Source organism: Psychromonas ossibalaenae ATCC BAA-1528 (assembly GCF_000381745.1).
GTDB classification, from domain to species: domain Bacteria; phylum Pseudomonadota; class Gammaproteobacteria; order Enterobacterales; family Psychromonadaceae; genus Psychromonas; species Psychromonas ossibalaenae.
Genome location: NZ_KB906967.1, coordinates 157,034 through 178,078, shown reverse-complemented (window position 1 = coordinate 178,078; position 21,045 = coordinate 157,034). Strand labels below are relative to the sequence as shown.

The 21,045-nt window shown below is 41.6% G+C and carries 15 protein-coding genes and 1 riboswitch; of the genes, 9 read left to right on the top strand and 6 right to left on the bottom strand.

What is annotated here, in order from left to right; translation table 11 throughout:
* Positions 1-167: 167 nt before the first annotated feature.
* The gene (locus G327_RS0100670) at positions 168-1,064 is read right to left on the bottom strand and encodes an AraC family transcriptional regulator (RefSeq protein WP_019612833.1); all 897 of its coding nucleotides are present in this window, start codon (positions 1,062-1,064) and stop codon (positions 168-170) included.
* Positions 1,065-1,116: 52 nt separating this feature from the next.
* On the opposite strand from G327_RS0100670, the gene G327_RS0100665 reads away from it, so the two are divergent.
* Positions 1,117-2,499, top strand: coding sequence for an MATE family efflux transporter (locus G327_RS0100665; protein ID WP_019612832.1), 1,383 nt, complete (start codon positions 1,117-1,119; stop codon positions 2,497-2,499).
* Between the two features lie 56 nt (positions 2,500-2,555).
* Here the strand turns inward: G327_RS0100665 and G327_RS0100660 are convergent, their stop codons facing one another.
* Positions 2,556-3,305 (bottom strand): hypothetical protein, encoded by a 750-nt coding sequence (locus tag G327_RS0100660; RefSeq protein ID WP_019612831.1) that lies wholly within the window; start codon positions 3,303-3,305, stop codon positions 2,556-2,558.
* Between the two features lie 399 nt (positions 3,306-3,704).
* Here G327_RS0100660 and G327_RS0100655 point away from each other — a divergent pair, with 399 nt between their 5' ends.
* Complete coding sequence (locus tag G327_RS0100655; RefSeq protein WP_019612830.1) at positions 3,705-4,730, top strand: acyltransferase; 1,026 nt, start codon at positions 3,705-3,707, stop codon at positions 4,728-4,730.
* 74 nt (positions 4,731-4,804) lie between these two features.
* Here the strand turns inward: G327_RS0100655 and G327_RS0100650 are convergent, their stop codons facing one another.
* Positions 4,805-6,856 (bottom strand): family 20 glycosylhydrolase, encoded by a 2,052-nt coding sequence (locus G327_RS0100650; RefSeq protein WP_019612829.1) that lies wholly within the window; start codon positions 6,854-6,856, stop codon positions 4,805-4,807.
* Positions 6,857-7,519: 663 nt separating this feature from the next.
* Between G327_RS0100650 and G327_RS0100645 the strand changes: the two genes are divergently transcribed.
* Entirely contained in the window at positions 7,520-8,533 is a 1,014-nt protein-coding gene (locus tag G327_RS0100645) for an aldo/keto reductase (protein WP_026339114.1), read from the top strand.
* Between the two features lie 101 nt (positions 8,534-8,634).
* Here the strand turns inward: G327_RS0100645 and G327_RS0100640 are convergent, their stop codons facing one another.
* Together G327_RS0100640 and G327_RS0100635 are read right to left on the bottom strand one after the other, a co-directional pair.
* Positions 8,635-10,110, bottom strand: coding sequence for a peptide MFS transporter (locus G327_RS0100640; RefSeq protein WP_019612827.1), 1,476 nt, complete (start codon positions 10,108-10,110; stop codon positions 8,635-8,637).
* A gap of 451 nt (positions 10,111-10,561) precedes the next feature.
* A complete protein-coding gene (locus G327_RS0100635; RefSeq protein ID WP_019612826.1) occupies positions 10,562-11,413 on the bottom strand; it encodes an SIS domain-containing protein in 852 nt (283 codons plus the stop codon).
* Positions 11,414-11,669: 256 nt separating this feature from the next.
* Between G327_RS0100635 and murQ the strand changes: the two genes are divergently transcribed.
* The 6 genes from murQ (at position 11,670) to G327_RS0100605 (ending at position 20,405) form a co-directional block, all read left to right on the top strand.
* Positions 11,670-12,569, top strand: a complete 900-nt coding sequence (murQ, locus tag G327_RS0100630) for an N-acetylmuramic acid 6-phosphate etherase (protein ID WP_019612825.1) — start codon at positions 11,670-11,672, stop codon at positions 12,567-12,569.
* A gap of 24 nt (positions 12,570-12,593) precedes the next feature.
* Positions 12,594-14,051 carry a PTS N-acetylmuramic acid transporter subunit IIBC gene (gene murP, locus G327_RS0100625; protein WP_019612824.1) on the top strand — a complete coding sequence of 486 codons (1,458 nt, stop codon included), beginning with the start codon at positions 12,594-12,596 and terminating at the stop codon, positions 14,049-14,051.
* A gap of 103 nt (positions 14,052-14,154) precedes the next feature.
* Positions 14,155-16,035 (top strand): glycoside hydrolase family 3 protein, encoded by a 1,881-nt coding sequence (locus G327_RS0100620; protein WP_019612823.1) that lies wholly within the window; start codon positions 14,155-14,157, stop codon positions 16,033-16,035.
* Positions 16,036-16,064: 29 nt separating this feature from the next.
* The gene (locus G327_RS0100615; protein ID WP_019612822.1) at positions 16,065-17,072 is read left to right on the top strand and encodes an OmpG family monomeric porin; all 1,008 of its coding nucleotides are present in this window, start codon (positions 16,065-16,067) and stop codon (positions 17,070-17,072) included.
* 98 nt (positions 17,073-17,170) lie between these two features.
* Entirely contained in the window at positions 17,171-18,364 is a 1,194-nt protein-coding gene (locus tag G327_RS0100610; protein WP_019612821.1) for an exo-beta-N-acetylmuramidase NamZ family protein, read from the top strand.
* 446 nt (positions 18,365-18,810) lie between these two features.
* Positions 18,811-18,908, top strand: a riboswitch (glycine riboswitch).
* A 114-nt stretch (positions 18,909-19,022) separates the two neighbouring features.
* Positions 19,023-20,405: an alanine/glycine:cation symporter family protein gene (locus tag G327_RS0100605; protein WP_019612820.1), complete on the top strand. Its 1,383-nt coding sequence runs from the start codon at positions 19,023-19,025 to the stop codon at positions 20,403-20,405.
* A 163-nt stretch (positions 20,406-20,568) separates the two neighbouring features.
* Here G327_RS0100605 and G327_RS0100600 read toward each other — a convergent pair whose 3' ends face one another.
* On the bottom strand, positions 20,569-20,976 hold the full coding sequence (locus tag G327_RS0100600) for a bacteriohemerythrin (RefSeq protein ID WP_019612819.1): 408 nt from the start codon (positions 20,974-20,976) through the stop codon (positions 20,569-20,571).
* Positions 20,977-21,045 lie beyond the last annotated feature (69 nt).

The following is a 21,045-nucleotide window of genomic DNA, read 5'->3' as shown; positions in this document are numbered from 1 at the left end:
TAATTTTTACGATACTTGTTGTGCTTGTTACGTTTTGTTGAGTGAGGGGCTTGCCTAAAAGCGAACAGAGCAATGCCTGCTTCAATTTCTTATTATTGCCTGATACTAGAGCACCCGTTTACCTTCGCTTCTACAGGGTTGAAGCAGCTCCGTTTTTATATTCAGCATCATAAATGCGTTTCTAGAATGTTCTTTCTATATCGACTTGGTGAACAGCCGAAGTATTTCCTGAAACGATGGGTGAAGTTGTAAGGATCTTTATAACCTAAACGCTGAGCGATCATCGAAATGGTCCATTCGCGATACTGCAGTAAATCAGCAGCTTTCTCCATGCGCAGATGAATGAGTCTGGTTCTGGGGGACATAGCATACAAATTTTTTGAAATCCGATTCAGCTGCTCTTCACTGATAAAGCATTGCGATGCCATCTCTTTCACTGTCCACGGCAGATGCAGCTGACTTTGTACTTCATTAAACAAAGTATGAACACGCGATACTGAGCTGGTGGACTTGGATTCAACCCCCGTCAGTTTCAAGTTCAGTTCACTTACCAGCAGACGGCGAAAGGCTGTTCTTCCGTTAATTTCACAATGAATCAAGTTCAGCAGAGACCATATCTGTTCACACTGATGGTAGGGCAGAATTGTTTGTCCCAGCTCTGCAAACTGCTTCCATTTTTCGCTGACCTGAGGCAGCAGCCAGACCATCTTCCAATAGTTATCAACTGGATTGAGTTCAAAGCGAAACGGCATATGCGCAGGAATAACCAGTAGAGTATAAGGTTCGATCAATTCAACCCGCTCTGCCGTGGTTAAAATCCCGCTGCCCTCTAAGGTGAAAATCAAGGTATGAATTGCAACGCCGCAGCGCTCAACATGATAACCGTCGGCAAGCTCGGCCATTCCTGCCATAAATATCTGTTCCTGATGAAGCTCGGGAATATCAGAAGTGGTTAGAAAACGCTCTTTACAGGCATCCGCTAAATAGACATCTTCCTGCCATTGTGATTTAGGCTTGATTTTGCTGATGACGGATTTGCACAGGTTTTGTCTATTTTTGCACATTTTATTTCAATTCCTCTTCAACTATAGTTGCCCTGCAAAATAAGGAGCGCATATGACTGTTAAAAACTACCTCAATTCAAACCGTAAATCCACACCTGATGGTATGTTATCTAAGGTAATCAAAATTGGATTTCCCGTCGCAGTGCAAAGTGCATTAGTTGCCGTCTTAGCCATGGCAGATGTGTTAATGGTCAGTGATTTCGGCAACGAAGCAACGGCGTCTGTGGGAATCGCCTCAAAATGGCATTTTGTTGCAATCATGATCATGGCCGGAATGGCATCAGCTAACGGGGTATTAGTCGCCCAGTACTGGGGTAAAAATGACCGCAGTTCTGCTAAAACGATTACTATGCTGGTGATGAGCTGCGGTGCCAAAATATTAGTGCCGGTCACCTTAGCTATTACGCTGTTTTCCGGCAGCATCATGATGCTGCAGACAACGGATTTAAAGGTTATTGAGTTAGGCTCAACTTACCTGTGGTACAGTTTTCCGGTTTTGATCCTAACCCATCTGATTATTGTTTCTGAATCAGCTCTGCGCTCTACTGGTGATACCCTCACGCCTTTATATTTAGGTGCACTGACAATTATCGTTAATATAGCTCTGAATTTCTGGCTTATTAAAGGCGGATTCGGTGTTCCTGCAATGGGAGTGGCAGGTGCCGCTTTAGCGACCACCATTTCCCGCTTACTGCAGGTTGTACTGATGTTCGGCTTTTTATACTGGCGCAGACACTGGCTGCTCAGTGCAGCAACACTGCCTGACTCAGCTAAATTATGGGCGTCATACAAACACATAGCAATCCCTTCTACTGCCAGCGCAGTAGTATGGGCAATCGGTACGCTGGTATACCAAATGATTTTCGGACATATGGGCACAACAGAGCTGGCTGTGTTCAGTATGATCGGGCCCTTTGAATCTTTGTGTTATTCACTGTTTTTCGGTATTTCAGTGGCCTGTTCTGTACTGCTTGGACAGTCGTTAGGGCGGGATGAATTTGCTGAAGCTTTTAAGATGTCGCAGTTCTTTATCAAGACGGTACTGGTATTTGGCTTGTGTGTCGGGCTGCTGCTTTTATTCGCTAAAGATATGATTTTGTCCGGGTTAAACCTGAGCAGTGCGGAATTATATCTGCTTGCATCACCAGCATTAACGGTACTTTGCTGTGCGATATGGCTGCGTATGCTTAATATGATTATTATCAACGGTATTCTGCGGGCCGGCGGCGATAATTATTTTTGTCTACGTATGGATTTTGTTTCCATGTGGATGGTGGGGGTGCCGCTTACTGCATTTGCTGCATTCATATTGGACTGGGATTTTAAATACGTATATATGCTGATGCTGGCAGAAGAACTAGTGAAGTTTGCTTTGTGTTTCCAGCGCTACTTAAAACGTTACTGGATGAATAATTTAACGGTGACTGCAGCCTGACTTTTAAGCAATGGATAATGAAACCCGGCATACAGCAGGGTTTCATTTATTGACGTTTAGATGTTAAGCGGGGCTGCTAAAACAAAATCAATTAATTCGTCTTTAGGCATTTGAATATCGTTGCCTTTGGTCAGAACAGCTAGGCCTAGCCCGACTTTTGCACCGGTTTTTGCGCCGTCACTGCCGCCAATCAGACCGCCGACAGCTGCTGTTCCTGCGGTTCTTTTTGCGGTAGTTCGGGCGGTATTTATACCTTCACCGCTGATACTCTGCGTTTTTATATCAACCATTAGATCATTCACAGAAATCCCGGTCAGCTGCATAGTCATAGAAGCTGAGCCCGCTATCCGTCCGGCCTTTTTAACATTCGTTAACACGCCGTAAACTTTAGCGCCTTTTGGGGCGGCAATAACATCACCCGCCATCAGGTTAGTTTCCAGTACCGCAGTAAAACGCTGCCCGCTTTTATTGTGGCGGCTGTTGACCGATTCAGACATACGTATCGTAAGTGCAGTACCAGCATTGACGGCTGCCGGTGTGCTGTTGTCTGCCGCCGGTGTGTTTTTTTCAACGGGCTTCTCGGCTGCATTTAGACTGTTATCATTGATATCAATGAAAGCGATTTTGTTAACCGGCAGGCGCATTTCAATACCGTCGGCATCGAGTATAAGTGTTTCAGTGTTCTGGCTTTTTATCTGGCCTGTAAAACTCTGCCCGTCTTTTAAGGTGACGGCTGCCGCATTAACCTGGGAAATGGACAAAAAACTTAAAAGTAATGCCGGTAATAATGGTTGTTTGAATTTCATAAGCGCCTCAAAAGTATGCACAGGAATGTCAGCCTGGCCGGATAAACAGGGTTAAAAGCGGTTAAGCTTTAAAGGGCTTATTGTAAAGCAGCTGGCAGTGAAGAAACATCAGCTCCAGCTATATCATCTATCAATCTTAGTTATGTATTTAACGGGCTGGCGGCGCATCAGTCCGGCCGTTTCCTCCTTATTTGTACTTCTGTAAAATCACTGTTTTATATAGAGATCTCTGCTTTTTATAGAACTTGACTGCGATCAAATAAAAACAATTAAGAATGAAAATGATAACTAACCGAGCTGTAATGATGACGGTATTGTCTCAAAGCTAGGGTAATTTACTGCTGCGACTGAATGAACTGTATTCCAGGCGCTTTATTTGTCAATTCTAGGAAAGAAACTATGCACCAAAATAAGATCTCCAGTATCGAGCTGGGACGGCTGTTAGCGATTATAGCTATCATTTTTATTCATACCCGCCCGTTTATCACTACGATTTTCGGCAGCGGAGAAGACACCAGCTTCGGTTTGTTTTTAAATCAAATCAGTCGTTTTGCCGTACCGTTATTTTTCATTATTTCTGGTTATTTTATTGCCCCTAAATTAATAGCTTCGCCGCTGGCACACTTGAAAATTTATTCACTTCCTCTGCTGAAAATATGGGTAAGCTGGAGTGTTATTTATCTATTATTCCCAATAAATGCCTTGGCTTTGAGCCAAAAGGGTTATCTTGCGGAACGTTTAAGTTACTGGGACAGGTTAGCTGCATCACCATTAAACAGCTTGTTTGAAGGGGGGCTTGTCCACTTGTGGTTTTTACCTGCATTAATTTGTGCCGTTGCAATTATCGCTTTACTGCTGCTGACTAAACAGGTGCGCTGGTTATTAACCATAGCGGCTGTCTTGTTTATTTATGGTGTGGCGGCTGGTTCTTACCAGCCGATGACCGAACTGAGTGCGCCGATTTTTACCAGAAACGGACCATTTTTTTCGACCTTGTTTGTTGCGATTGGATTTGAAATACGCCGTCGAGAATTTACCATGACGAATATCGGCGCCTGGCTGTTTATTGTCACCGGCATCGTTATTCACTTTTGTGAAGCCTATTACCTGACCTATTTCGGGCAGAGTTTTAGCGTACATGATTTTCTGTTCGGCACACTGTTTTGGACATTAGGCCTATTTATGCTGCTGCTAAACCACCCTAACTGGGGAAATTACCGCTGGCTGCAGAACGCAGCGCAGCACAGCCTGGGCATCTATCTGGTGCATATGCTGGTAGTGATAGTGATGATGAATATTAATGGAATAATACAAATGAACAGCAGCCTGGCGAGCATTATTACGCCTTTGGCTGCCTTCTTTGTTTCATTAGCTTTGATTCAGCTGATCCGCAAAGCGCCGTTTCAGCATTTATTACTGCGTTAAAGTGAAAAGGCAGGCTTCTTTGTAGAAAAAGGGCTTAATATCTAAGCCCTTGAATTTGAAGATGCAGGAAAATATTAGTTATTGAATATTTCTATGGAGTGGATCTGATAAGGCTGATCCGTTGCATTTTCTATCATTTTCACACGCACAAAGCGTGCTTCCGCGGGTTCAATCTCTATGATGTCATTATTGTTACCGACCGCATTATCGACTGACGCTGCTGTTGTCCATGATTTGCCGTCATTGGACAGTTCAATTTCATATTTTGCCGCCCAGTCAACACCCCATGAGATATTAATTGTGTTGATTGTGGTTTCAGCCTGTAGATCCACCATAATCCATTCATTTGCGGTTGTGTCACCGCTTATCCAGCGTGAATTATCTAAACCGTCAACAACGGCCGCTGGATGTCCCAGGAAGTTATTGTCCAGAAGCTTGCCTTCAATATCACCTAGTCTATATAAAATATTTTTGTAAGATGAAGCATAAACAGGTTTTTTAGATGCCAGATCATTTTCCGTTATTTGATAAATGACACTGAAATCCGGTGACTCACCTAATTTATAAGCAACATTCTGGAATTTATCGAAGGGCAGTTCACGCTCTTCTGCCCACATCTTCTGTGCCGCTACTTTTACTTTGTTTCTTAAGCGGACATGAATATCGGCGTCAGTGTAAGCCCAGTCAGGGTCCCAGCCCAGGTCATTCCACAGGGCAATAATAGCACCTCTAAACTGCGGGTTATCGTAACCGATTTCAAAGCCGCCGGAAAAAACGTTTGCTTCCCAGTCGCTGTACATCACTTCAGGATCAACCGTGTCATGATAACCGTTATTACCGGTAGGTACGGTATAGAAAGCATCATTGGTATTGATGACATCGAAGCCTCTATCCAGCGTGTCCTGCGGATCTGCAAATCCACCCAGCCAGATCTGCTGTACTATGTCCTTATCTAATGTATCCCCTAAATCATGCAGCGTTGTTGTATTACCCCATACGCGAATATTTTCATGACCTCTGTCTTTCAAAAACTCATTAAAGTGATTCATGTAGTTAATCATCTCTTTAGAGAGTTTTTCTTCCAGTTTAGCACCGCCGTATTCATCGGCGCCGATATGCACATTATCGAAGTAAGGGTAAATTTCATCCCAGACGTTTTCAATCATTTCAAAGGTTAACGGATTAGACAGGTCTAAATGATCCGGACGCATATCAGGATGTTTTATTTCCGGTGCAATGCGGCTGAAGGATACCGCATGTGCCGGAGCTTCAATTTCACCGGTCAATTGAACACCTAAAGAAGTTGCTAACTCTTTCAGTTCGGCTAATTCTTCTTTGCTATAAGCCACATCTTCAGATGCTAAATCCGGATACTCATCAATTTGTACCCTAAAGCCGTGATAAATAGTTTCCTGCCAGGTGTTTATATCCCAGTTACTGCCGTCTTCCGGTGTACCGCTGTCACCCCAGATAATCTGATTATCATTGAGGTGCAGCTGCAGGTCGTTCATTTTGTAATAGGCCATAAATTTAACGTAATCTTTGACAAAATCCAGGCTGACAGCACGGCGTCCCAGGTCAAGCATTAGGCCGCGGGTTTCAATCTTCGGCTGGTCATTAATGATCCCCTGGGGAATATCATTCGCGCCGTCTTTATCCTGTATCAAAATCTGTTTTATGGTTTGTGTGGCAAAGGCTGCGCCTGGTACTGTCGAACTTTCAACAACTAAGGTTTCACCAATGTTTATCTGGTAGTTTTCACTTTCTAAAGCGTTAGTTTCCGGGGTATCACCGGCGACACTAATTTTAATATCGCCTTTTTCTGCGGCTGTATATTCAACAACAGGCAGTTCTAAGCCGGACATGATTTTAATGTTTTCACTCAATAGCTGTGCGGTTCTAACGAGTGTTTCTTGAATTTCAGGATCGACTGAGTCAACGATAATTTTACTTTGTGCAGTTAAAGTGAAATCACCGCGGCCTGACTCCCACTCTGATAATGAAGGGATCACCATCGGTTTTTCGTTTAACGGCAGATTCTCAATGTTTTCAGTCTCAGAGTCATTGTTGCAGGCAAATAAACCTAATGATCCTAATATCGCAACTAATATAGTTTTCTTCTTCATATTCAACCTTTTTAAATACTCATAAAGTAGTGTGTGTTATGTGCGCCATTTTATTACTGCGCAAAGAAAAACGAATATCCCTCTATTTCGAAGGAGGTAGTCTAATGCAGGGGGGGGATTTTAAATGTGATAAAACACACATGTTTCGCACCTCGAATTAATCAATGTAAGTTAAAGTCTTGGTGATTTATATGCCTCTAAAGAGATGGCTGCAAATACTGGGAAATCGACAGGATTAATTTTTTTATTTACGCTTAGTAGAAGAGGTACGCGCCCTAACTTCAGTTATTAAGGCGGGTTGGAGATATTTTAAAATTGAATCGCTTTGCTGTTTTAATGGAAAGTAACAGGTAATGTCTACTGCCTTCTTATTATGGAGGTTTTATTATTGTTTGGTTAATATTTTATGAAATGAATAGGCCTTGGAGCTGGAATTTTAAGTAAAAAAGGACTCGTTATGGTTTGTTTACTTTGCTCTTTTTCTACAGTTGACTATGCAGCTGTTTCTGTAAATTAGCTGTATCAGCTTCCTATTCAGCAGTTTAAAATCTTCGAATTGATGTGTAAAGATTGTCAGTTTTACACCACTATTTGGCGTGTCTAATATACACTGGTGACGATTGATCAAGTTACTACTTTCGTATTATATGATGAGGAAATAAAATGCTGACAGAACAACCCAATACTCTTTATTGCGCACAAGCAGATAGATATACACAAATGCAGTACCAGCGCTGCGGCAATAGCGGTATTTTATTACCTAAATTATCATTAGGTTTATGGCAGAATTTTGGTGAAACTGATCCGTTAAGTAATGCTCGAACCCTGTTACATACTGCTTTCGACCTGGGTATTAACCACTTTGATCTGGCCAATAATTACGGCCCTAGTTACGGCGCTGCTGAAAGTACTTTTGGAAAAATTTTCAAGCGGGATCTACAGCCTTATCGTGATGAGATGCTGGTTTCCAGTAAGGCCGGTTATGATATGTGGGCTGGACCTTACGGCATTGGTGGTTCCAGAAAGTACTTAGTTTCAAGCTGCGATCAAAGTTTAAAACGAACCGGTCTCGACTATTTTGATATTTTTTATCACCATAAACCCGATCCTGATACGCCGTTAGAGGAAAGCATGCAGGCACTTGATTTTATTGTACGCTCCGGCCGTGCGCTGTATGTAGGGATATCGAATTATCAAGCGGAGCAAACTCAAAAAGCGGTTGAAATTTTACGTGAGTTAGGCACGCCTCTGCTGATCCATCAGCCCCGTTATAATATGTTTGACCGTTGGATAGAAGACGGCTTAACAGATGTTTTAAAGGAGCAGGCAGTCGGGGCTGTTGTATTTTCACCGCTGGCACAGGGCTTGTTAACCGATAAATATTTACAAGGGATCCCAGAGAACTCACGAGCAGCTCGTTCGGAAATAGTGCATTTAAGCGAGCAGCATATTACCGCTGAAAAAATAACAAAAGTGAAGGCCTTAAATGAACTGGCGCAAGCGCGTGGTCAAAACCTTGCGCAAATGGCTGTGGCGTGGACTCTGAATAATCCAGCTGTTACCTCTTGTTTAATCGGTGCGAGTAAAAAAGAACAGATCCGCAGTGCGGTAGACGCATTAAAAAATCTGAACTTTACTCAACAAGAGCTTGCGATGATTAAAGAAATTTCCGCTTAATTTTTTGTGTTATTGGATACAAAAAAGGGACTCGCTGACTGCTTGTCCCTTTTTGTATATTTCGTAGTTAACTACAATGATATTTCAGTAAATTATCAGCTTTAGCTCTTCGCTTCAGCAAGGTTAAGATCGTCTGAATCATCACATTTTTCAAGCATTTTACGGATAACGACTGATGCGCCGAATGCCACTGCAACCATTACAACTGCCCAGAATGTTAATGTGCTGAAGTAATCACCATATACCTGCTGAACAATCTCCTGGGTGATCTCCTGGCCTTTTTCAAGTGCGATGGATGTTGAGAATACTGCGCCGACAATACCACTCATTGCAATAGCAACTGAGAACAGACTGACCGAAAAGTTTTCGATATGTTTTGGTGCAACTGACAGGATAAATGCCACCACCATACTGCCGACAATAACCTCTGCAAATGCCTGGAAGAAGTGAATAACCAGGAATACTTCCGGACGAATAATAACATCAGTGCCTATATTCATTACTGCAAAGGCTAGTATGCCGAAAGCCACGGCGGTAAGAATAAATGCAAAACCGATTTTAGTTGCCGTAGAGAAATTAATGTTTTTCTTTTCTAATGAAGAGAATAAGAGCGCGATTACCGGGCCTGCGACAATACACCATAACGGATTCATCGCCATAGATGCTTCAGGTGCGATAGGGATAATGCCGAACAGATCACCGCGCATTGTATTGATGGTTACCATGGTCATTGATGTCATCATCTGGCCGTAGTAGACAAAGAATGCGGTAGTTAATACGGTCATAATCAGAATAGTGCCCATCTTTAACGCGTCAGACTTTTTAGCTTTGAACATCAGCGAGATGAAGTAAGCAATTGCCGCTGCACCAATGGCATAAACAATATTCTGACCAATGTCCATATTAGAGAACATAAAGAATACTAAAGCGATCATCGCGACAGAAACAGCGGCAAAGGTTATCCAGTTTTTAGTGCTGACCGGCTGCTTGTCAATGTCTGCCCCAACGCCTTGTAACGGCTTGCGGAATATAACAAGAAGTACCAGAGCGCTGAAAGCTAATAGTGAAGATAATAAGAAGCTGCCGTAGAAACCAATCGCCAGTGCAAACATCGGGAATAGATATTGACCTAAAAGCGCGCCGACATTATTCACAGAATAGTTTACCGAGTAGCCGTTTTCAAAATCTTCCTGGCTGGCAAAAGTACGTTTGTACAAGCTTGGGTAAGAAGGGGACATTAAACCGCGGGCATAACTGGCCAGCGCGATACCGCATAAGCTCATTGGTATGTTAACGATTGACGCACCAAGCACCAGTAACGCATAACCGGCGGCAAAAACCAGATAAGCGATGGTTAATGAGCGGTATGCGCCCAAAAATTTGTCAGCGATAAAACCGCCGGCGATAGCAAATAATGGACCGATGGATGCAAACGCACCGACCACCATCATGGTATCGGCTTCGCTGTAATTTAAGTTTTCTAAAAAGAATCTGGTCAGAATGACCATCACCCCATAGAAAGAAAGTCCAAACATCATCTGACAGAACATCATAGACTTGTTGAGTTTATTCCACATTACATAATCCTTAATAAATTCGTGGTTAATAGAATTTTAAACGGGGCGGATATTAACAGACACTCAATGTGACAAATTGATGTTCATCGCAAAAAGGGAAAACTTTGAGGCGTAAGTGTATTTTAAATCACAACTTTGTTCTTAAGTGCGTTATTGATTATTATGTGATATAGGGTTTGTTTGGGTTGAACTAAGTTATAGTGGTTGTTTTTCAACCTGTTAGATTGTTTTTAGTAGGGAGTCAGCTTCTGGTTAAATGTCTAAATTTATATGTTTTTTATGTTGAAATTCCTATAGAAAGACTGAGTTATGTCTTCATAATCGTGTAAATAGATGTTTGAAACGGTATTTTCTGTGCGTATTGTAAAAATTATTCAAGCGGTTTTTAGGCTGGTGTCAATATCCCTGTTCTACATAGAACAGGGATACGGCTGAAAAGGCGATATGGTCTTTAAACTTTTTTTATTGTTGATGAAATGTCATGCATTAGACGTTTTATATTGTCACCTCTCTTTTGCAGAACAGACATGAAAATAAGATCTGTTATTACATTCTGTGCGGTGCGTGAAGAAATAGAGGAACTGCGGTACTTTTCTTCATCGGCAATTGTATCAATACAATAATGTGCGATTTTTCTAAGAGGGTTTGCTTTGAGCCCAGTTAAAGCGATTATTGTCGCTCCTTTTTCATGTGCAGCCTGTGCTGCAATTAAGATCTCTTTTCGTGTCCCTGAATAGGAGATTAATATCTGCACATCTCCTTTTTTTAAGGTATTAGCTGTTGCCATTTGTATATGACTATCCTGCTCAGAGATGGCCGTTATCCCTAACTTTAATAATTTAAACGAGAGATCTTTTGCGGTTAATGCCGATCCGGCAATTCCCATAATTTGTACTCTGCCGGCCAGGTTAATAAAGTTAACAACTTTTTCAAACTCAATATAGTTTATTGCATTGGTAGTATTGAGTAACGCCTGTTGTTTTTCTTGGACAAGTTTCTGCGCCACAGTCAGAGCACTGTCTTGATCATTAATTTTGCTATGAATTGGTGTATGGGGATTGAGCAGTACTGACTCAAGATTTTGCTCTTTTATCAACATTAGTTTGAACGCAGTAAAACCTTTATATCCTAGCTTCTGAGTAAATTTTATAATACTCGACTGACTTACGTTCGCTTTTTCAGCGAGTTCCTGACTGGTGATTTCACTACATAGCTGCAGGTTTTCCAAAATGAAGTCGGCAATTCGAGCTGCACTTGGAGAAAGTGAACTGCGTTGGCTCAAGAGAACATGATGAATAGACATAAAATCTTCTTTTTTTGTAATATATTATTCCATTGTTGTGTTTTTTTATTCCATAGTCAAGTTGGTGGCTAAGTCTCTGAAAATATTTAAATCACTTTGTAAATGGATTGTTTTTCATTTAGTTGTGAATAAATTATTCCAGATATATTGCTTGTGGGAATGATTTTTAGTGCGATCTAAGTCACGTTAATATTCGTTCTGGCGGGTATTATGCTGGCAAATAAGAATTAGATTAATCTTTAAAACTGGATAAAAAATGAAAATTGATTTGACCCAAATGGTAACTGAAAGCCGCAACAGTGCTTCTGAAAAAATAGATATTCTGTCAACTTTTGAGATGCTTAAAGTGATTAATAATGAAGATGCAAAAGTGGCCTCAGCTGTAGAAAAAACAATTCCGCAAATATGCAGAGTAGTTGATGCCGCCACCCTGGCATTTCAGTCAGGAGGCCGCCTTATTTATATCGGAGCAGGTACTTCCGGGCGCTTAGGTATATTGGATGCAAGTGAGTGTCCGCCAACTTACGGTTCATCACCTGAATTAGTGATTGGCTTAATTGCCGGTGGTGAAAAAGCAATTTTAAAAGCTGTTGAAAATGCTGAAGATAATAGAGAGCTTGCAGTTTCAGATCTGCAGTCAATTTCACTGAGCAAAAATGATGTATTGGTCGGTATCGCCGCCAGTGGTCGTACCCCGTATGCATTAGGCGGGATGCAGTATGGTTTATCCGTGGGGGCAACTGTTGCCAGTATAAGTTGTAATCCGCACAGTCCAATGGCAGAGCTTGCACAGATTTCTATCACACCTGTTGTGGGACCAGAAGTGGTGACGGGATCATCTCGTATGAAAGCAGGAACCGCGCAAAAGCTGGTTCTAAATATGATCACTACAGGTGCGATGATCCGTACCGGCAAAGTATTCGGCAACTTGATGGTTGATGTTGAAGCAACCAATGCAAAGCTGGTTCAGCGCCAGAAAAACATCGTGATGCAGGCCGCTGAGTGCAGTGAAAAAGAGGCGGCTGACGCGCTTTCAGAATGCAATAATCATTGTAAAACAGCGATCGTAATGCTGCTGTTAAATATTGATGTCGCTGATGCTGAAAAACAGCTTAATCAATGTAACGGCTTTGTACGCCAAGTGATCACGGCATAATTTATCTCAATTAGGGTTACTAGCATGGCTAAAATAACAAGCACAATGATTGATCAGTTAATGCAGTTAATTGGCGGACAGGCTAATGTCAGAAGTTGTGGTAACTGTATGACTCGATTACGTTTAACGCTTAAAGATGATTCATTAGCAGAACAAGATGCGATTAAAAAACTTGGCGGTGTACTGGGAGTCGTTGAAAGTGACGATCAGTTTCAAATAATTTTAGGGCCTGGTAAAGCGCAGCAGGCTTCAGAAATGATGAATGAGATAATTGAAAACTCATCTCAGCAGAGTGGAGCCGGTAATGCATCTGATAACTCACAGCTTGCAGACATTGCCTCGGATAAAAAGCAGCAGATGAAAAAAAAGCAGACCAGTGCGGTTCAACGCTTTTTAAGTAAATTTGCGACTGTATTTACCCCGTTAATTCCCGGTTTTATTGCTGCTGGATTATTACTCGGTTTTGCGACATTAATGGAGCAGATATGGATAGTAGGTAATTCTGCACCTAATGCCCATTTAGTTGAATTAATTGAGTATATGCGCGTCTTTGGTAAAGGTTTATTTAGCTTTTTAAGTATTCTCATTGGTTACAATGCTCAGCAGGCTTTTGGCGGATCCGGCGTAAACGGTGCAATTCTAGCCTCGTTATTTGTAATGGGTTATGACGCAGAAGTTACAACGGGTATCTACTCCGGAATGGAAGACTTTTTTGGTTTTGCGATAGATCCTCGCGGTAACATTATCGGTGTATTGATTGCGGCTATTTTAGGTGCCTGGGTTGAGCGTCAAGTGCGGAAATTTATACCTGACAGCTTAGATATGATCCTCACTTCACTTTTTACTTTGCTGATTATGGGGGCGATGGTTTTTATTATCATCATGCCGGTTGGCGGACTGCTGTTTCAAGGTATGTCGTGGTTGTTTATTAACTTAAACGGAAATCCGTTCGGGAGTGCAATTTTAGCCGGGTTGTTCTTAATTTCAGTGATGTTTGGTATCCATCAAGGTTTTGTGCCTGTTTATTTTGCACTAATGGAAACTCAGGGCTTTAACTCCCTTTTTCCTATTCTAGCAATGGCTGGCGGTGGTTTAGTCGGGGCTTCTATTGCTCTGTTTTTTAAAGCAGAAAAAGGCTCTATGACACGCATTCAAATAGAAGGTGCCATTGTACCTGGTATCTTTGGAATTGGTGAGCCGCTGATTTACGGCGTAACGCTGCCGCGTGTTAAACCATTTATTACAGCATGTATTGGTGGCGCTGCCGGTGGATTCTTCATCGGTATGGTCTCTTACATGGGCTTACCGGTCGGATTGAACACGGTATTTGGCCCTTCGGGGGTGGTTGCAATGCCTCTGATGACTTCTAACTCGGGGATTTTTGCCGGAATGGCTGTATTTGCCGCGGGTTTACTTATCTCATATGTCGTTGGTTTTTTAGCAACTTGGTTTTTTGCAACCAAAGACATAGATCTAACCTAACTCACTGTTTTTAATTAAATAAATAACCCGGCTTTGCTTGTTGAGACAAAGCTGTATGAATCTTTATGCCTGAAATAACTATTATTAATAGAGGAATTTAACAATGTTTAAGAAAACAGCTTTATCCGTTTTACTTTCTTGTGCTTTTTCAGTTAACGCACATGTATTAAGTCAAAAGGAGCTAGATAAGGCTTATCAAACTCCCGAAAGCGCTGCCCGGCAGCTTGTTGCAGAAATGAGTTTAAGAGAAAAGATCGGTCAGTTAATCATGCTGGATTTTCGCTACTGGGGAATGGATCAAAATAATGAGCCTAAATTAGTTGTTAATGTTAATGATCAAATCCAGAAGGTAATCAGTGATTATGAACTGGGTAATGTGATTTTATTCCGAGAAAATTTATATAACACAGAGCAGACAATTAATTTTATTCAAGACCTGCAGGATTCACGTACTAATCTGCCGTTATTTATTGCAACCGATCAAGAAGGCGGCTATGTAACCCGTTTACGAGAAGGTACTGAAATGCCGGGTAATATGGCGGTTGCAGCCACTCGAGATAGTCAATTAGCCAAAAAATCCGGGCAGGTACACGGTTTAGAGCTTTCTGCTTTAGGTATTAATTTCAATTTCGGCCCTGTTGTGGATGTTAATACTGAGCAGCGTAACCCGATCATCGGGGTGAGATCATATAGTAGTGATCTGACATTAATTGATGAGATGGGCAGTGCCTATATAGAAGGATTAAGTGAATACGGTGTATTGAATTCTGTTAAGCATTTTCCAGGGCACGGCAATGTTGAAGTAGATTCTCATTATGGACTGGCGACAGTTCCTTATACCCGAGAAGAATGGGAAGCTGTTGATTTACAAGCTTTTAAAAACATATTTAAAAGCGGTGCAGATTCAGTAATGACAGCGCATGTAATTGTACCAAGCGTGGATGATGCAAAACTGACTTCTCCATTAACAGGTGAAGTCATCGGTACTCCTGCAACTCTTTCTAAAAAGATCTTAACTGGGGTTCTGCGTGAAGAGCTTAAATTTAACGGCCTAATTTTAACTGACGCATTAGATATGGGGGCAATTGCAAACAACTTTGAACCAAGCTGGACAGTAGAACATGCTTTATTAGCTGGTGCCGATATAACACTTATGCCGTTACGGGTGTGGAGCCAGGAAGCGGTTTCTGATTTAGAAAAAATCTACTCACATCTAGAAACACAATCAAAGTCTAACCCTGAGCTGGCAAAACGAATTGATCAGTCAGCATTGCGTGTTGTGACTAAAAAGTTGTCAGAAAAGATATCAGCGCAGCCTGTTGATAAAGAACACGCTGAAAAAGTGGTGCAGTCCGCTGCTAATAAATCAGCAGAATCTCATATTGCTGAGCGTTCAATAACACTAATTGAAAACCAAAGTGTTTTGCCTTTCAAACTGAAAAATAAAACCAGAATATTAGTCATTTCAGATGAGTCTGCACGTAATAATTTGATTGCCGGCGAAATTGCGCTAATCAGCGAAAAGTTCAAAGGTATCGATATTTCAGTTGAAAAAATAGCGCTAAAAATGATTGAAAATAACCTCCAGGAAAATAAATTTAAGCAGTCGGTAGAAAATGCTGACTATGTCATCGCTGCTACTTATAACTTAACGGGTTCTTCGCCAAATGCACAGAAGCTGATTGATATTACTAATCAGCAGGGCAAACCTACCGTTGTTATTTCATCAAGGAATCCATATGACATTGCATATTTAGAAGGGGTTAAGGCAAACATTGCAATTTACGGTATTACAGGCTTTGACGTAACAAATAATAACCGTAATAGCTTAGAAGCAAATATTAGAGCTGGTGTGCGTACATTATTTTTAGATCCAATGACAAACTTACCGATTAACAGTCCGTCAGGAAAATTACCGGTTGATATTAAACATAAAGAAAGCAATAAAGTAATTTATCCAATTGGTCTTGGTTTAACTTACTAATCTGTTGATAAAAACAGCAAGGAAATAAAATGAATAAATTTAAATGCGGGTTAGTGGTTATCCCAATGTTGTTATCTTTCAATGCTTTAGCTAGTCGCGGTGAAGGGGGAGATGACTCTTATAAAGAGAGATACACGCGCTTATTAAATGAAGTAGAAAGCGCAGAGGCATCATGGAATATTACCTCAAACTTATTTTATGAAATTGAAAAATTTGAGGGCCATGTAGATGTAGATGGGAATTCTGTAACAGACAAGCAGACACCTGTTGGACAGCTGTTTCTTAGTAATCCGGATTCGGCATGGAGCTATTTTTTAGAGTATAAAGTTGCAATGCGTAATTTTACAGACGGTCTCGAGTCAACAGAAAACTCCTTTCAACGTAATAGAATGCAGATTGGTGCGACACGAAATATTGTAAAAAATGAAAATTGGACTTTTAATTTAAATGCAACCTATCGAAAAGAATCAAATGATGCGGCCCCTGGGCAGGATGCTAGAGGTGCCTATAATCTGTACTGGTTAATGCCCAGCGGCAGCATTAAAATAACGGATAAACTTGCTTTTTCATATTGGGATGCATTTTATTACTACGATAATTTCGTCAATGAAAACAGCACAGAATGGGAAGCTGAGCATGGCTTAATTTATCAGGTAAATGAAAATATCACCGCTAAAGTGTACTTGTATAATGACTGGACATGGGATGATTCAGGTGAAAAAACATGGGAGCAGAACCAGATCCGTGGTTATTTCCCGTCCAAGATAAATGAGACCTGGTCTGTGATGCCGTACTTTAGGTATTTCTTATCGGAAAAAATTCGAGATGCAAACTATGACGTTGTGAATGAAACGGATAACGGCCTGCGTATCGGTATGAATATATTTTATAATTTTACCCCGAAATCAACATTTTGGATGGGGTTAGCATATGAAAGTACTGACTGGACTGATGCTAAAGGCTCTGGGTTAACTTCCGGTCCGGATAATACCCAAAAGTTCTACCTCGGGCAAATTGGCTGGAAGTATAACTGGTAAGTACCGTCGTCAACTAAGCTCTCAATTTATTGATAGCTATTACGGGCTTGTAATACAACAAGCCCGTTGGAATATTATGGAGTAATAATATCCAATATATGATGTTCATTATTGCTGTTGTTTTTAGTCTTAATGCATATTCAAATGAATGTGATCACCAGAACTGTCAGCATAATCAAATTATTGTCGGCGCACAGCGCAGTGCTGAGTATCTTCCTTTGTTAGCCTCCAAGCGTGTCGGCCTTGTGGTGAACAAAACCTCTTATGTTTCAGATAATGAGCACTTGATAGACTTTATGCTGCGTAAAGGGGTTAATATCACGGCTTTATTTTCTCCTGAGCATGGAATTCGTGGCAATGCAGCCGCTGGAGAGCAGGTTAAAAATTCTATTGACCAAGCAACGGGAATAACGGTTATCTCTTTATATGGAAAGAGCAGAAAACCGAACGTCGACAACCTGAAAAATATTGATGTATTAGTTTTTGATATACAAGATGTGGGAACTCGTTTTTATACTTATATCAGTACCATGCATTATATTATGGAGGCAGCTGCGGAAAACGCCAAGCAGGTTGTTATTTTAGACCGTCCAAATCCAAACGGGCATTATGCAGCAGGACCAATTCGTGAAGATAAATGGAAGTCATTTGTAGGTATGCACAAGATTCCGGTTGTGCACGGGCTTACCGTTGGTGAACTCGCTTTGATGATCAATGGTGAAAAATGGATGGATAAAGGTATACAACTTGCACCACAAGATCTGCACATTGTTAAAGTCGCTAATTATTCTCATGCCGACGGCTATTCTTTACCTGTTGAACCGTCTCCTAATCTACGTACTGATGAAGCCGTTAGTTACTATCCTTCACTTGGATTATTTGAATCAACGACGATTAGTGTAGGGCGTGGAACAAAAATGCCTTTTGAAGTAATTGCTTATCCGGATGAAAAATTGAAAATTAATGTCGAGCTGCAGATTCAAGACATTCCTGAGGCATGGCCGCAGCGCGGGCGATATAGTTACGGTGAAAGTTATCGGATTAGTGCTCCTCAAGATACTCGATTCAGCATAAAACCATTTTATGACTGGTATTGGAAAATGCGTGATTTAGGTTATAAAAGTGAAGAAATTGTGGATCGACCAGAATGGCTGGCGAATTTAATCGGTAGTGAAAGTGTTTTAGAAATGATTAAAACACGTATTCCATATCATCAGATTGAAGCAGGCTGGCAAAGTGACTTAGATAAATATCTAGCAATGCGCAGATTATATTTACTTTATCCTTTGTAGAATTGACTTTTGTGTCTTGAATGATAGCAGGTATGATTTTGCCTGCGGGTGCTAAAGTAAATGTGCCCCTTGCTTATTAGTATTTACATTTAGTTATCAGTATTTAACCGCTAAAAACGGCTTATGCCTGCTGCTAAGTTGAGCTCTTGTTATGTTTCTAGTGTCCCTCTTGAGTCTGTCAGCTCCTTCACCCCTTAAAATCATCTTAATTTAATCATAAAATTACTTGTCATTTGTATTCCCTATTCTATATCATAGCCGCCTAAGGTCCGATGAAGACTACAGGAGATTAGTTAAAACGTTGATTACGTTGGCGTTTTAACTTACCGAAGAAGCAAGGCTAAGTAGCGTAAGTCGTTACATAGTTAAATCTTTCAGGTGCTTTCTATTCATTTTGAATAGCGCTAAACAGAAATGTTTAGATGAGCGAAGCGAGGACTGTAGTTGGAGGAACCTCTGGAGAGAGCCGTTAACTCGGCCGCCGAAGGAGCAAGCCCTAAATGTTTAGGGTGAAACTCTCAGGCCAAAGGACAGAGGAGTGGAAAGCTACACAAACTAATGCACAATGAAATGCTTAGCTATAGTCTATAGAATTTTTCTATGGATCTATTGCCCTTTCCCTCTTCTCCTTAAATTTACTTTTTATTAAGGGGAAATCATGAACAACTTTCAATCTTTATTACAAACCGTCGACAGTTTTATCTGGGGACCACCGCTGCTTATTCTGCTGGTCGGAACGGGTGTCTATTACACTTTCCGTTTAGGGTTACTGCAGTTCCGTCACCTGCCTACAGCACTTAAAATGGTTTTCAGTAAAGATAAATCCGGCAGCGGTGATATATCCAGCTTTGCCGCACTGTGTACTGCGCTTTCGGCAACCATCGGAACGGGTAATATTGTCGGTGTTGCGACTGCTATAAAACTCGGCGGTCCCGGCGCACTATTCTGGATGTGGCTGGCTGCCGTATTCGGCATGGCCACCAAATATGCTGAGTGTCTGCTTGCGGTTAAATACCGTAAAGTCGACTCGAACGGACAAATGGTCGGCGGGCCCATGTATTACCTGCAGTACGGCGTAGGTTCGAAAGCGCTGGCGGTTATGTTTGCGGTATTTGCGCTTGGCGTAGCCTGTTTTGGTATCGGTACGTTTCCGCAGGTAAATGCCATTCTCGACGCGTCTGAAATTTCTTTTGGTGTATCACGAGGAATCTCAGCGACAGTACTAACGATATTAGTTGCCGTTGTTACTCTAGGCGGGATCAAATCCATTGCTAAAGTAGCTGGAAAAGTCGTTCCTACTATGGCGCTGTTTTACATTCTGGCCTGCCTAAGTGTACTTATTACTAATGCCGAGCATCTGCTTGACGCCCTGCAGCTTGTGGTTACTTCAGCGTTCACATCAACAGCGGCAACCGGTGGTTTCTTAGGCGCGGGTATTATGCTTGCCATTCAGTCGGGTGTTGCGCGAGGTGTGTTTTCAAATGAGTCGGGTCTTGGAAGTGCGCCGATGGCGGCGGCTGCTGCCAAAACGGACTCCTGCGTAAAGCAGGGGCTTATCTCTATGACCGGCACCTTCTTTGATACCATTATTATTTGTACCATGACCGGGCTTGCACTTATCTTAACCGGTGCATGGCAGACAGATTTAGCGGGTGCGCAGATGACCACGCATGCATTTGCGGTTGGTCTGGATTCGCAGACAGTTGGTCCGTTACTGGTTTCTATCGGTTTGATATTCTTTGCCTTTACCACCATTTTAGGCTGGAACTATTACGGTGAACGCTGTGTTGTCTACCTGTTCGGCACCAAAGGTATACTGACTTATAAAGTTATTTTTGTTGGATTAGTAGCATCGGGCGCATTCCTGCATCTGGATATGATCTGGATTATCGCTGATATCGTTAACGGCTTAATGGCTGTTCCTAACCTGATCGGTTTAATCGCTTTACGTCATGTTGTTATTGCAGAAACTAAACTGTTCTTTGATGCGGATAAAAACGCGGGAACGAGCGATGATAGTGAACTGCAGCCTCAGAGCTAAGCTTTATAAAACAGCAGACTAAAAACGAGGCCTGTGCCGCTGATTCAATTCAGTGCTGCAGGCTTTTTTTCAGTGTTGTTTTTTTAATAACAGACGATCTAGGGGAACGACTGGGCTGGATACTCATAAACTGTAAAGGTTTGGCTCTCCTGTTTGTCTTTTCTCACCAGACGCCTTTTTCCTTAAAAAATTGTTTATATTCCATGTCCTCACATAATATGTGCTGGGTCATCCATTCCTTAAGATATTCAAGCAGAACTTGAGGAACAACATCAGCGCCGCCTGCTGCTGATGTACAGAGTTCAATCACTTTTTTCCTGAACGCTATATGCTGGCTCCTGTGCTCATCAAAATGAGGATAGCCATATTCAATCATTAAATCTTCTTCTGACTTGAAGTGCTGCTGAGCGTAAAGTGTCATCTCTGTCAATATATCAGAGACCGTCTCTGACATAGTTGTCGCCGCCGGGTCGTTAATCAGCTTATTAATCATGGCGATCAATACTTTATGCTGTTCGTCGAATAACTTTACTCCAACACTGAGGTCTTCTGACCAAATAATCTGTTCCATATAATCGCTTTAATAAAGAGTTAATGCCGTAATGAGTAGGTGCTTTGTCTCGTGTACCCCTTCATGGGC